The 13,229-nt window shown below is 73.3% G+C and carries 12 protein-coding genes; 9 read left to right on the top strand and 3 right to left on the bottom strand.

Features of this window, described 5'->3' with window-relative positions:
• Positions 1-13 precede the first annotated feature (13 nt).
• Entirely contained in the window at positions 14-838 is an 825-nt protein-coding gene (locus ACI78Z_RS10035) for a hypothetical protein (protein WP_457036389.1), read from the bottom strand.
• 110 nt (positions 839-948) lie between these two features.
• On the opposite strand from ACI78Z_RS10035, the gene ACI78Z_RS10030 reads away from it, so the two are divergent.
• The 4 genes from ACI78Z_RS10030 to ACI78Z_RS10015 are packed head-to-tail and all read left to right on the top strand — an operon-like array spanning position 949 to position 4,335.
• A complete protein-coding gene (locus ACI78Z_RS10030) occupies positions 949-1,095 on the top strand; it encodes a hypothetical protein (protein ID WP_457036388.1) in 147 nt (48 codons plus the stop codon).
• Entirely contained in the window at positions 1,067-1,948 is an 882-nt protein-coding gene (locus ACI78Z_RS10025) for a hypothetical protein (protein WP_457036387.1), read from the top strand. The genes ACI78Z_RS10030 and ACI78Z_RS10025 overlap by 29 nt, the downstream gene beginning before the upstream one ends.
• On the top strand, positions 1,945-3,309 hold the full coding sequence (pgsB, locus tag ACI78Z_RS10020) for a poly-gamma-glutamate synthase PgsB (RefSeq protein WP_457036386.1): 1,365 nt from the start codon (positions 1,945-1,947) through the stop codon (positions 3,307-3,309). Before ACI78Z_RS10025 ends, pgsB begins: the two co-directional genes overlap by 4 nt.
• A 6-nt stretch (positions 3,310-3,315) precedes the next feature.
• Complete coding sequence (locus ACI78Z_RS10015; protein ID WP_457036385.1) at positions 3,316-4,335, top strand: poly-gamma-glutamate biosynthesis protein PgsC/CapC; 1,020 nt, start codon at positions 3,316-3,318, stop codon at positions 4,333-4,335.
• Here the strand turns inward: ACI78Z_RS10015 and ACI78Z_RS10010 are convergent.
• Together ACI78Z_RS10010 and ACI78Z_RS10005 are read right to left on the bottom strand one after the other, a co-directional pair.
• Positions 4,322-5,581, bottom strand: a complete 1,260-nt coding sequence (locus ACI78Z_RS10010) for a GAF domain-containing protein (RefSeq protein ID WP_457036384.1) — start codon at positions 5,579-5,581, stop codon at positions 4,322-4,324. The two genes, ACI78Z_RS10015 and ACI78Z_RS10010, sit on opposite strands and share 14 nt — an antisense overlap.
• Positions 5,582-5,667: 86 nt before the next feature.
• A complete protein-coding gene (locus ACI78Z_RS10005) occupies positions 5,668-7,758 on the bottom strand; it encodes a CapA family protein (protein ID WP_457036383.1) in 2,091 nt (696 codons plus the stop codon).
• A gap of 171 nt (positions 7,759-7,929) precedes the next feature.
• Between ACI78Z_RS10005 and ACI78Z_RS10000 the strand changes: the two genes are divergently transcribed.
• From ACI78Z_RS10000 to ACI78Z_RS09980, 5 genes are all read left to right on the top strand, one after another.
• Entirely contained in the window at positions 7,930-8,556 is a 627-nt protein-coding gene (locus tag ACI78Z_RS10000) for a single-stranded DNA-binding protein (protein ID WP_457036382.1), read from the top strand.
• Positions 8,557-8,750: 194 nt separating this feature from the next.
• Positions 8,751-10,421, top strand: a complete 1,671-nt coding sequence (gene ettA / locus ACI78Z_RS09995; protein WP_457036381.1) for an energy-dependent translational throttle protein EttA — start codon at positions 8,751-8,753, stop codon at positions 10,419-10,421.
• 168 nt (positions 10,422-10,589) lie between these two features.
• Positions 10,590-11,003 carry an acyl-CoA thioesterase gene (locus ACI78Z_RS09990; RefSeq protein ID WP_457036380.1) on the top strand — a complete coding sequence of 138 codons (414 nt, stop codon included), beginning with the start codon at positions 10,590-10,592 and terminating at the stop codon, positions 11,001-11,003.
• A gap of 2 nt (positions 11,004-11,005) precedes the next feature.
• Positions 11,006-12,070, top strand: a complete 1,065-nt coding sequence (locus ACI78Z_RS09985; protein ID WP_457036379.1) for an AMP-binding protein — start codon at positions 11,006-11,008, stop codon at positions 12,068-12,070.
• The gene (locus ACI78Z_RS09980; RefSeq protein WP_457036378.1) at positions 12,067-13,221 is read left to right on the top strand and encodes a thiolase family protein; all 1,155 of its coding nucleotides are present in this window, start codon (positions 12,067-12,069) and stop codon (positions 13,219-13,221) included. The genes ACI78Z_RS09985 and ACI78Z_RS09980 overlap by 4 nt, the downstream gene beginning before the upstream one ends.
• Positions 13,222-13,229 lie beyond the last annotated feature (8 nt).

Here is a 13,229-nt window from a genome sequence, read left to right as displayed (position 1 = left end):
GAGCGCCGACGGGTCAGGAGCCGAGGATCTCGGTGAGGACCTCGACCACCTCGTCGCGGGCGGGGCCGCTCTCGCGCAGGTCCGCGGCGAGCTCCAGGTGGACGAAGGTCGCCCCGACGGCTCGTGCGTGCGCGGCCTGCGTGTTGCGGGTCCCGGCCAGGGCGTCGCAGTGCTCACCGTCGTAGACGCAGGTGTCGAGCCCGGCGTCCTCCAGGGCGTCCGCGAGTTCCTCCACGACCCTGCCGGGTGTCGGGTCGGTATTGGAGAGGACGACGTCTGCCGGACCCCCGTGCTGGGAGGTGTCGAAGCCGTGGACCTGCACCACGACCGTCCCGGTGCCGACGATCGCGCGGTCCACGGCGGCGAACGCGCTGGCGGGCTGGTGCGCCACGTCGGCCGACCCGCCCCCGGCGGTCCGGTGGGCTCCGGCGACGAGGAGGGCATCGGCGCCGAGGGCCGAGAAGAGCTCGACCCCCAGGTCCTCGGTCCACCTGTCGGCGCGGGGGTGCGGGACCTCGACGACGAGCGACGCCGGCGCCCCTGCTGCCTCCCGGACGGCGTAGACGCCCAGTCCCGCCTCGGCGTCGCCGGCCACCACGCGGACCGGCCGGGCGTCCGCGTCCACGCTGCGCAGGAGGGTCACCCCGTCCGGCAGGGCCGGCTCGTCCGCACCGGACAGCAGGGCCAGCACGGCCAGCGCCATCTGGTGGGCGACGAGCGGCTCCGGTGAGCGGTAGGCGGGTGAGTCGCGCCCCGGACCGGCGTCCACGATGCCGGTGACGACGGTGTCGAGCCGGTCCGGTGACGAGCACGCGGTGAGCAGCACGGCCGCTGCCACGGCCGTCACCGGTCCCCGCCGCCGCCCGGGCCGCGTCCGGGACGTCGGCATGTGTCACCCACCACTCGGGTCCGGTTCGAGAGCCGCTCCCCAGGGTATGGGCCGCCGCCGTGGATCTCGTTCCGGCGGCCGCTCTCGACGCCCTGCTGCGCGGCGGTCTCGGCGCCGCGGGTTTCGTGCTGCTGTTCCTGGCCGCTCGCCGGTGGTGGAAGGAGCAGGACAGCAGCGATGCGCAAGCTGATGTCGGGCTGGACTGACCAGCACGTCCCGGTGGCCCTCGCGCTGGCAGTGGCCGCCCTGGCAGGTGCCGTCGCGATGGCGGTGGCCGGGTCCTACTCGCTGGTCGGACTGGCCGCGGTGCTCGTGACGGCTCTCGGCGCGCTGTTCCTGGATGCGTTCGGTGGTCTGGTCCTGGGGTTCGCGACGGCGGCCGGGGTGGTCCTCGTGCTCCGTGTGGCGGAGCGCTGGACACCCGCGACCTTCGCGACGGACCTGGCGCTCGTCCTCGGCCTCGTGGCGCTGGGCTGGCTGGCCGGGATGGTCTCCGCCGGCATCCACGCCCGTCGTGCGGGCGACGGTGAGGGCAGCGGAACGGCCAGACCTGCATACGGGTCGCTGGGGTTGATCACGGAGGAGGTGGCCGAGGCCCGCCTCGACGAGGAGGTGGCACGGGCGCGGAGCCACGGCCGCCCGCTGAGCGTCGTCGTGATCCGCGTGACGATCCTGGATCCGGCGCTCGACGCCAACGCCCGTAACGCCGCGCAACGTGCGGTGGCCCGTCTGGTCGAGAGCATGCTGCGGGACACCGACGTGCCGTTCGCAGCGCCGCCGGACGAGTTCGGCGCGATCCTGCCGGAGACCGACGGAGCGGCCGCCTGGGAGGTCGTAGGGCCGGTCCTGGACGCCGCAGCGCGGGCCGCGTTCACCGTGCGGGAGCAGGACGAGCGACGCAATCTCGTGGAGTGCGCGGAGCTGCACGTGGGGCTCGCCACGCTCGGGGACCAGACCAGCGGGGCGATCGCCCTCCTCGAGGCGGCCCGCCGGGCGGCCCGGGTGGAGGAGGCGGCCGGCGGTGCGCACCGCTCGTCGACGGAGGAGTCTGCGGCGTGACCGCCGGACTCTTCAGCCTCCTCTTCCTGGTCGTCGTGGCCCTCGCACTGATCGTGTACTGGCGCACGTCGGTGTCCGGGCACCGGAACCGGCTGGACCAGCTGGACGTCCGTGTCCACGTCAACGGAATCCGGGGCAAGTCGACCGTCACCCGGCTGGTGGCCGGGGTCCTCCGCGAGGGCGGCTTCGTGACCGTGGCGAAGACGACCGGCAGCGCCGCCCGCGTCATCGAGCGCCGGGGTGAGGAGACGCCGATCTTCCGACGCGGCGCCGCGACCATCAACGAGCAGATCGACGTGGTCGCCCGGCACGTGGACCCGGAGGTCGAGGCGCTGGTGATCGAGTGCATGGCCGTGCGCCCGCTCTACCAGCAGTACTCCCAGGACTACATGGTCCGCTCGGACATCACCGTGATCACCAACGTGCGCGAGGACCACCAGGAGGAGATGGGGGAGAGCCTCGAGCAGATCGCCGACTCGCTGTCGCTGACCATCCCCCGCAACGGCATCCTGATCACCGCTGAGGACCGCACGCACCTCCGGGACCGGCTGCGCGAGCGAGCGGAGGAGCGTGGCAGCCGGCTCATCTACGCGGACCCGCGGGCGGTAGGCGACGAGGACATGCGGGGCTTCGACTACCTCCAGTTCAAGGAGAACGTGGCCATCGGCCTGGCCATCGCCCGCCTCCTCGGGATCCGGCGCCAGGTCGCCCTCCAGGGGATGTGGAAGTCCGTCCCGGACATCGGCGTCGTCCGGCTGCGCTGGTACGACGTCCTGGGCAAGCGGATCCTGTGGATCCCGCTGTTCGCGGCGAACGACCGCGAGAGCGTGGTGCTGACGTTCGAGACGCTCCAGGCCCAGTTCCCGCCCGGTGCCCCGGTGATCGGCATCCTGAACAACCGCCGGGACCGCGGCCGTCGCGCCGAGCTGTTCGCCCAGATGGTCCCCACCGACCTGTCCTCGTACCTCGACCACGTCATCACCTTCGGTGCGTACGAGGAACAGGTCAGCCGCACCATCGTGGAGCTCGGCTATCCGGCCGAACGGGTGCACCTGCTCGGTGAGACGGTCCAGCCCACCCTCGACCAGATCCTGACCACGATCGCAGGGCTCGTCGACGGACCCGAGGGCGTCCTCATCGGCATGGTCAACATCCACACCGACCAGGCCGAGCTGCTCATCGAGTACTTCGAGCACCTGCAGGGTGCCGAGCACCGCAGTGAGCTCGACGAGTCCCGTGACCCCGCCCGGATGCCGGCCAGCACCGGCCGGATCCGTCGCGCCGGTGCGCACCCCGGCGGGACCGGACAGCGGCCGGGCACCGCAACGGACAGCGGCGGCGACGGCCGATCGGGAGGGTGACCGGCGGTGCACGAGTACCTGTTCCGGCCCGAGGTGGTCCGGGTCGCCCTCGTGGTCGGCGTCATCGTCAGCATGTTGTTCTACGAGCGGGTCCAGCTGACCACCGGCGGCGCGATCGTGCCGGCCTACCTGGCCCTGCACCTGCCGCGGCCGCTCTTCATCGCCACCACCGTCGTCGCTGCCTACGGCACCTACCTGGTCGTCAACCGGGCGCTGGCCCGTCGGGTGATCCTCTACGGCCGCCGCAAGTTCGAGGTCGAGGTCCTGGTGGGACTCGGGCTCGTCATGATCCTCACGCTCACCGCCGACCGACTCGCCGCCCTGGACCCGGTCCTGCTGGGACTGGCGGGGATCGGCTTCCTCATCCCGGGGATCCTGGCGCACGACATGGCGCGCCAGCGCCCCGGCAAGACCGTCGTCGCCGTCCTGGGGACGACGGCGATCCTCGGCGTGTTCGTCTACGTCTACACGTCCCTGCTCGAGATCGCGCCGCTGGAACCCGGCGAGACCGTGGGTGGCCTGGTCTCGGTAACCGGGTTCCCGAGGGAACTCCTCATCGTCGCCGCTGCGGCCAGCGTGCTGATCGGGATGTTCGTCTTCTCCCGGCTGGGTCTCCGTTCCGGGGGCTTCATCTCCGGCGCGTACATCGCCCTCGTCGCCCCTCGGTGGCTGGACCTCGTCTTCGCGGCCGTCGTCGCGGTCGCCACCTGGTTCGTCGTCGTGCACCTGCTGATGCCACGGCTCCTGCTCTTCGGGCGGCGCAAGCTCGCCACGATGGTCCTGGTGGGGGCGATCCTCGGGTGGGCCGCCGAGGTGGCCGTGGTGGCCTGGACCGGTGGGGACTACGTCCCGTGGCGGGGGCTGACGATCATCACGCTGATGGTGCCGGCGCTGCTCGCCAACGACGCGCAACGGCAGGGTTGGGCGAAGACGGTCTGGGGGGCCACGCTGACGTCGCTGGGAACGTTCGCGGTCATGAACCTCCTCGGCGCCGCCCTCATGGCCGGCGGTGTCATCGACGGCTGACCTCGGCGGAGCGCGCGGCGAGGTCCCACCGCGCCTCCAGGACCAGCCGGCCGTCCCGCCGGCTCTCGCCGCGCACGGTCCCGCTCTCCGCGGTCACCGCGCCGCCCGTCATCCGGACGCTGGCGGGTGCCGTCGCCGTCCCGGCCTCGTCGCAGGTGGCCTCGTGGAAGCGGGCGACGATCCGGGCGAGCTCACCGGTGGGCACGCGGCAGTCCTCCGCGGTGACCCGGAGGCTGGCGACCGGCCTGTCCCCGTCGGCCGCGGCATGGGCGCCCCCCGGCGTGGGCCCGGCACCCCGGATCACGACGGGGGCGTCCCCGCGGGAGTGGTGCAGGGCGGTCACCAGGACGTGGGTGACCGATCGCTCGAGCCCCAGCGCGTCGCACCAGACCGGCAGGGGCTCCGCGGGGAGCTCGAGCAGGACCGCGTCGGTCCCGGTCGCGGCCCGCGCGCTGCGGACGCAGCTCTCCAGCACCCTGCGGAGGTCGACCGGCTGCCGCCCACGGGGTGTCACCGGAGCCGCTGCGGAGGACGCCGATGCCAGCCGGCGCCCCAGAGCGAGGACGAGCTCCAGGCGTGATCGGGTCAGCGCGGCGTAGCGCTGCAGCCGTGGCTCCTCCTGCTGCTCGGCGAGGTCCACGAGACTGTGCACGGCGTCGGCCAGCGGCGGGACCTGGCGGGCCATCTCCTCGACCAGCTCGTGGAGGCGCCGTTCCCGGGCCTGGGTCAGCCGCTGGTTCACCTCGTTCGCGGCCAGCGCCGTGAGGTCCTCCAGCAGTGCCAGGCGGCTCTCGTCCCAGGCCCGGGCACTGCCGTCGACGACGCACAGCGTCCCCAGCACGTGCCCCGCCGTGGTGCGCAGGGGCACGCCGGCGTAGGCGCCGATGTCGCCGGTCCGTACCGGCTCCGTGTCCCGCACGAGGGGATCCGCCCGACCGTCGGGGATGACCAGCGGCTCCTCGGTGGCCACGGCGAACTGGCACAGCGACCCGCTGAGCGGCGTCTCACGGGCTGCGTCGTCGGGGTTGTCGTGGCGCACCATGCCGGGGAGGTGCTGCCTATCGGGGGTGACGAGGGTGACGAAGGCGCGGGGCGCGTCGACCAGGGCAGCGGCCAGGCGCGCCAGGCGGTCCATGGTCGGGTCGGCGCCGGCGAGCAGCCCGGTGTCCTCGATGGTGGCCAGCCGATCGGGGTCGGTGAGTGCGGGGAGCACCGCGTCGGCGTGCCTGCCCGGGGCGATGGTCATGTTCTAGAGCTCCACTTCCTGTTCCTGGGGGGATGTCAGGGTTGTCGACCGCCGCGGCCGGTGCGGGGTCTCCGCGACGAACCGCCTCAGGGCGACGTCGAGGCGCCGGCCACGGGGTCCCCGGGGGACTCGCCGTCCCGGCCCAGCACCACCGTGGTGTCCTCACGGACGTCCAGGACCGGGTACCGCCGGCCGAACGTGTCCGGCGGGGCCCAGGCGACGAGCTGCACGTCGTCCACCGCGAGGCTCGCGGCGAACTGGACGTCGAGCGGCGGGGGGAGGCGGACCATGGGCTGCACCGCGACGATCCCCGCGGGCACGGTCGCGTCGATCCGGACCTGCCGGCAGTCGTCGTCGTAGGACCCGGCGGGGATCGGCACGGCGGTCGCTGAGGTGCTGCCGCCTCTGGTGTCGGGATACCACCGCAGCTCGAGCGTGGCGCCTTCCGAGGCGTCGCGGACCTCGGCGAGCAGGGACAACTGGGTGCCCGGGGTGACGAGCTGGCGGTGCTGGGGAGTGGCGATCACGTCCTCCGTGCTGACCGGGCTGCGGCTGAGCTGGACGCCCACCGCGCCGGAGCAGGCCGCCGACTCCGAGACGCGGGCGGTCGGGCTCAGGGACCAGCCGTGCAGGCCTTCCGTCCGTGGATCGGTGTCCATGTCCTCGAACGAGCCCGTCCAGAGGAGGTCCTCGCCCATGCGCACCGTCCGATCGCTGTCCGCCGCGGGAGCCCCCTGGACCCACCACCCGGGTGCCAGCCGGGCGACCGTGCCCGCCGCGAACTCCTGCTCGACCGTCTCGGCCGACGGGAGACCCACCGCTGGGAAGACCGCTCCCGGGGCCTGCAGTCGGGCCTCGGGACCCGGGGTCAGGCCGGCGGCCCGGCGGGCGGCGGCGTCGGCGAGGATCCCGACCGTGGGTCGGGGGAGGTAATCGTCGTTGAAGAGGGGGTCGACGGTGGCGAGGACCGGCCGGCCACCGCGGACGTCGACCCTCAGCAGGTAGGACAGGAACGTCGGCCACACGGTCTGGTCGAACAGCAGGTTGCCGATCGTCTCGGCCACCAGCGCCCCCTCATCCAGGCGGACGCCCCCGACCACGTGCGGGTGCCCGTTCACGACGACCGCCGCCCCGGCCGCCTCGGCTGTGGCGGAGAGCTGTCGGACGAGCTCGGTCTGGTGGGCCTCGTACTCCTCGCCGCCGTGGACCATGACGACGACGACGTCGGCCATCTCGCGCGCCTTGCCGACCTCCCGCTCCAGCCGCTCGGTGGTGCACTGCGCGGCGCCGCCCTGGGCGTCCCCGGCCACGTAGGGGATGGGGTGTTCGGTGCCGGTGATGGTGGTGCAGCCCAGGAAGGCGACGCGCTGGCCCTTGCGCTCGACCACGGCCGGCGCCCAGGCCTCGTCCACGGTTCGCCCGGCACCGAACCGGGGCATCCCGGCCGCGTCGAGGGCCGCCAGGGTCTGCTCCAGGCCCCCCTGGAGCGCGTCGAACACGTGGTTGTTGCCCAGAGAGACGACGTCCACCCCGGAGTCCAGGAGAGCCTGCACGGAGACCGGTGAACTGGCGAAGACGTAGTCCTTGGTCGGGTGGAACACGACTGGCCGAGGCTGGGTCGGGTCGACCCAGGGCTGGTCCAGCAGGGGGGTCTCGAAGTTGACGACCGTGAGATCTGCGTCCTCGAGCAGCGGTCGGACGGCGGACAGGAGAGCGCTGTGCTCGGCAGGGGAGGCCCCCTCGCGCAGCAGGCCGTCGCTCCGGTCGCCGTCGTCGTCGTGGTCGTAGAACCTGCGCCCGAACATCACGTCGCCGCCGAAGCGGATGGACACCGTCTCGTCGGGAGCAGAGGTGAGCCGGACCTCCGTGGGCGTGCCCGGGACCACTGCCTGGGTCCGCGAGAGATGGCCCTCTGCGCCGGCCGTGACCAGTCGCGGCCCGCCGGTCAATGGAGCGGTCACCCAGCCGTCCTCGTCGGTCCTGGCCGTGTCGCCGCCGGGCAGGCTGACATCCGTTCCGGCGAGGGGGAAACCACGCTCGTCGACGACCCGTGCGACCAGTCCGCTGGTACCTCTGGCCGGCGCATCTGCTCGAGGGCGCTGCAGCGAGACGACCGCAACAGTCACCAGCAGGACCACGACGACCGCCGTGATCGGCAGCCACCACCGCTTCAGCACGCCTTCTGATCCTCTACCGCCCGTCCGCCATCGCTTCCAGGCGGTCCTGTCGACTTGAGGCCGTCTACCCACTTCGAGCCGGAAGACTCACATTCCCTGGCAGGACTCCGCACGGGATGACGCCAACGCAGGAGGTGACCGTTCCCGCCGCGGTGTCCACAGGTGCTCACGGTGTCCACAGACCCGCGGGGTGGTCACCGAAGTGGATGCCGGGGAACCAGGGTCGTCGGTGTACCGGCACCCCGCCGGTCCCCGCCGGTCCCGGCGGAGAGATCCCCGAGGAGCACCGTAAACGACACCCACGTCACCGTCGTCGGCAACGTCGTCGACTCACCCCGCCGCGTCAGCCTGGAGAACGGGACGGTCACCAACTTCCGGCTGGCCTCGACCGCGCGCCGCTTCGACGGCCAGACCCAGGAGTTCGTCGACGCCGGCACCTTCTGGGTCGACGTCGAGTGCTGGAACGACCTGTCCGGCAACGTGTCCGGCAGCGTCAGCAAGGGCGACCCGGTCATCGTGCAGGGCACGCTGACCACGCACAGTTGGGAGGGCGAGAACGGGAAGCGCAGCACGCCGCGCATCCGTGCCGCCGCGGTCGGCCACAACCTCGCCCGCGGCATCGGGGTCTTCAAGCGCAGCTGGTCGGTCCGCGCCGCGGAGCCGGTGCCGGCGGCTCCCGCCGTCGACTTCCCCGGCGTCGAGGAGGAGCCGGTGCGCGGCCGGGACTACGTGGACGGTCCCGAGACGTTGCAATCGGTGGACACCGCCGACCTCACCACGGAGCCCGCGCACAGCTGAGCGCCCGGGCTGGGAGGATCGGAGGGGAGAACGCACGGGGGCGGGCCCGCCCCCCCCCCGCCCGCCCCCCACCCCCCCACCCACCCCCCCCCCCCCCGCCCCCCCGGACCGAACATAAACACCCAGGTGGGGGAGGCCCAGCACCCGGCCGGCCCGCCCGCCACTCGCGAACCGACGGAAGGCCTCGAAGCCCAGTGGCTCAGTACATCTACACGATGGTGCGTGCGCGCAAGGCGCACGGCGACAAGGTGATCCTGGACGACGTCACCCTGTCGTTCCTGCCCGGCGCCAAGATCGGCGTCGTCGGCCCGAACGGCGCCGGTAAGTCGACCGTCCTCAGGATCATGGCCGGCCTGGACCAGCCTTCCAACGGTGACGCGAACCTGGCCCCCGAGGCCAGCGTCGGTATCCTGCTGCAGGAGCCGCCGCTCAACGAGGAGCTCGACGTCCGCGGCAACGTGGAGGAGGCCGTCAAGCCCCTGCGCGACGCGCTGACCCGCTTCGAGGAGGTCAGCGCGGCGATGGGGGAGCCGGACGCCGACTTCGACTCGCTGCTGGCCGAGCAGGGCGAGCTGATGGAGTTCATCGAGAACCACGACGGCTGGGAGCTCGACGCGCGCATCGAGCAGGCCATGGACGCGCTGCGCTGCCCGCCCGGCGACGCCGACGTCACGGTCCTCTCCGGTGGTGAGCGCCGCCGCGTCGCGCTGTGCAGGCTGCTGCTCGAGGCGCCGGACCTGCTGCTGCTCGACGAGCCCACCAACCACCTCGACGCGGAGAGCGTCGCCTGGCTGGAGCAGCACCTGGAGAAGTACGCCGGCACCGTCGTGGCCGTCACCCACGACCGGTACTTCCTCGACAACGTCGCCCAGTGGATCCTCGAGCTCGACCGCGGCCGGGCCTACCCCTACGAGGGCAACTACTCCACCTACCTGGAGACCAAGGCCGCCCGCCTCAAGGTCGAGGGCGCCAAGGACGCCAAGCGGCAGAAGCGCCTGGCCGAGGAGCTGGAGTGGGTGCGGTCGGGCGCCAAGGCCCGCCAGGCGAAGAGCAAGGCACGCCTGCAGCGCTACGAGGAGATGGCCGCCGAGGCCGAGAAGTACCGCAAGCTGGACTTCGAGGAGATCCAGATCCCGCCGGGCCCGCGGCTGGGCAACGTTGTCGTCGAGACCAGCGACCTCACCAAGGGCTTCGGCGACCGCGTGCTGATCGACGACCTGTCCTTCACGCTGCCCCGCAACGGCATCGTCGGCGTCGTCGGCCCCAACGGTGCCGGCAAGACCACGCTGTTCAAGATGCTGGTCGGCGAGGAGAAGCCGGACGACGGCGAGATCAAGGTCGGCGAGACGGTCAAGGTCTCCTACGTCGAGCAGAGCCGCGCCGGCATCGACCCCAAGAAGACGCTGTGGGACGTCGTCTCCGACGGCCTCGACCACATCAAGGTCGGCAACGTCGAGATGCCCTCGCGGGCCTACGTCGCCGCGTTCGGGTTCAAGGGCCCGGACCAGCAGAAGCCGGCCGGCGTGCTGTCCGGTGGTGAGCGCAACCGCCTCAACCTCGCCCTGACCCTCAAGCAGGGCGGCAACCTGCTGCTGCTCGACGAGCCGACCAACGACCTGGACGTCGAGACGCTGACCAGCCTGGAGTCCGCGCTGCTGGAGTTCCCGGGCTGCGCGGTCGTGGTCAGCCACGACCGCTGGTTCCTCGACCGCGTGGCGACGCACATCCTCGCCTACGAGGGCGAGTCGAAGTGGTTCTGGTTCGAGGGCAACTTCGCCGACTACGAGAAGAACAAGGTCGAGCGGCTCGGCCCGGAGGCGGCCCGGCCGCACCGCGCCACCTACCGCAAGCTCACCCGCGACTGAACGGCCCCGTCCCGAGGCTCGCGCCGAGCGTGCGAGGCGCGGAGGAGGACGGGGTCCTTCCGGTCACCACGGCCGGCCGGAGCACCCGCTCCGGCCGGCCGCCGGCGCGTGCGGGGCGAGCCGGGTCCGGCGGGCCGCGCGCGGTGGGGATGCGGCAGGGTGTCGGTCGTGAGGCACACGGTGCAGGTCCCCATGCGCTGGTCGGACATGGACGCCTACGGCCACGTCAACAACGTCGTCTTCCTGACGTACTTCGAGATGGCCCGCGTCGACCTGTTCTTCGACCGGGCCTCGCTGGAGGAGCAGACCGGCCTGCGGCAGGGCACGGTCGTCGCGGCCCACGACATCCAGTACCGGCTGCCGGTCGTCTACTCACGCGACCCGCTGGACGTGCAGATCTGGGTGTCCGGCATCCGGGCGGCCGCCTTCACCTGCCACTACGAGCTCTCCGACCACGGCCGCCGGGCGGTCACCGGCAGCACGCTGCTGGTGCCGTTCGACTTCGGTATCGACCGGCCGCGCCGGCTCACCCCGGACGAAAAGGCGTTCCTCGCCCGTTACACGGACGAGCAGGACGGCTGACCGTGCCGCCTGCCCCCACCCGAGGAGAGACGGCGTCCCTCGTCGACGTCGCCACCGCCGCGGACCCGGTCACCGCCGTCCTCGACGCCCACGACCGGGGCCACCTCATCGCACTCCGGACGTCCGGCACGACCAGCCGGCCCCGTTCCGTCGTCCGCACCACCGCGTCCTGGGTCGAGTCGTTCGGCCACGTGTCGGCGCTGGCGGATGTCGGTCCCGGGTCACGGGTCTGGCTGCCCGGGCCGCTGTCGACCACGATGAACCTCTTCGCCGCCGTCCACGCCCGGTACGTCGGCGCCTCCCTGGTCGGGTCCCCGGAAGAGGCCACGCACGCCCACCTCACCCCGGCGGTGCTGGTCGCGGCCCTGGCGGCGGGAACGGATCTGCGCGGTCGCTCCGTCGTCGTCGCCGGCGACCGGTTGAGCCCCGAGGTCGCTCGCCGGGCCGCCACGGCCGGTGCTCAGGTGAGCCACTACTACGGGGCTGCCGAGTTGTCATTCGTCGCCTGGGGTGCGCACGAGGCGGACCTGCGTCCCTTCCCCGGGGTCACGGTCGAGGTCCGCGACGGGTGCATCTGGGTGCGGTCCCCGTACCTCTCGCAGGGCTACGACGGCGCGGACGGCCCGTTCGTCCAGGGCGACGACGGCTTCGCCACGGTGGGCGACCGCGGCAGCCTGCGCGGAGACCTGCTGAGGGTCGCCGGGCGGGGGACCGAGGCCGTGGTCACCGCCGGGGTAACCGTGCTCGTCGCCGACGTGGAGCACGCGCTGCGCCGCGCCACCGGCGAAGAGGTGCTCGTCGTCGGCGTGCCGCATCCACGGCTGGGCGCGGTCGTGGCTGCGGTCCTCCCGAACCGGGGCCCGGGCGCCCTCGCCCGGGTGAAGGAAGCCGCCCGGGAGGGGCTGCCTGCGGCGCACCGGCCGCGGCGGTGGTTCCACGTCTCGAACCTCCCGCTGACCGCGGGCGGCAAGGTCGACCGTGCCGCGCTCGCCGACCTCGCCGCATCCGGCCGGCTGGGGCCGGGCCGACCCGGGCCGACCCCGCCTGCCGTCGGGGGACGCCGGTGAGCCGACCCCGATCCGCGGACGCCCCGGTCCTGGTGGCCGCGCGGCGCACGCCGATCGGCACGGCCGGCCGCTCCCTGGCCACGTGCACCGCTGCCGACCTCGCCGCCCCCGTGATCTCGGCCCTCTGGGGGGAGCTGCGCCGAGACGGTGCCGACGACGTGCGCGACGTCGTGCTCGGCAACTGCATGGGCCCCGGCGGGGACGTCGCCCGGGTGGCTGCCCTGCAGGCCGGCCTGCCGGTCTCCATGCCCGCCCTCACCGTCGACCGGCAGTGCGCCAGTGGCCTGGCAGCCATCGTGCTGGCCGTCTCCGCGGTGCGCGACGAGCCGGGCACGCTGCTCGCCGGAGGCGTCGAGTCGGCGTCCACCGCTCCCTGGCGGTCCTGGCCGCCGGCCGCCGGCGGTACGCCGATCCGGTACGAGCGGGCCCCGTTCGCGCCGGCGTCGCTGGGCGATCCCGACATGGGACCGGCCGCCGACCTGCTCGCCGCCGACTCCGGGGTGTCGAGGGAGCGCCAGGACCGGTACGCGGCCCGATCGCACGCCCGGGCCGTGGCCACCCGGCGGTCCGGTGGGTTCGACGACGAGATCGTGCCGGTGGCCGGCGTGGTCGGCGACGACCGCCCGCGCCCAGGACTCTCGCAGGAGCGGCTGGCCCGGTTGCGCCCCGCCTTCCGAGCGGACGGCACCGTCACGGCGGGCAACTCGTGCGGGGTCAACGACGGCGCGGCGCTGGTCGCGGTGGTCGATGCGGCGACCCACCGCCGCACCGGCACCCCGGGGCTGCGGGTCCTCGCCACCGCCACGGCCGGCGTGGACCCGAACCGGCCGGGGCTGGGCATCGTGCCGGCCACCCGGATGGCGCTCGACCGGGCCGGGCTGACCCTCGACGACCTCGACGTCGTCGAGTTCAACGAGGCCTTCGCCGGGCAGGTGCTGGCCTGCTGCGACGCGCTGGGGCTGGACGCGGCGCGGGTCTGCCCCGAGGGCGGGGCGCTGGCCCTGGGACACCCCTGGGGTGCGTCGGGCGCCGTGCTGGCCGTCCGGCTGTTCTCCCAGCTGGTCCGCCGTCCCGGTGGCCGCTACGGCCTGGCGGCCATCGCCGCCGGTGGCGGGCAGGGAGTGGCGATGGTCGTCAAGACCTGCGGGTGACCGACCCG

This window comes from Geodermatophilus sp. SYSU D01176 (assembly GCF_054050015.1).
Note: the sequence above shows the minus strand (reverse complement) of the source record. Positions and strands in the feature narration are given on the sequence as shown.

Excerpts from the sequence above, each read along its gene's own strand:
- ACI78Z_RS10010 (WP_457036384.1), bottom strand. The coding sequence starts at position 5,581 with ATGACCATCGCCCCGGGCAGGCACGCCGACGCGGTGCTCCCCGCACTC.
- ACI78Z_RS10025 (WP_457036387.1), top strand. The coding sequence starts at position 1,067 with ATGCGCAAGCTGATGTCGGGCTGGACTGACCAGCACGTCCCGGTGGCC.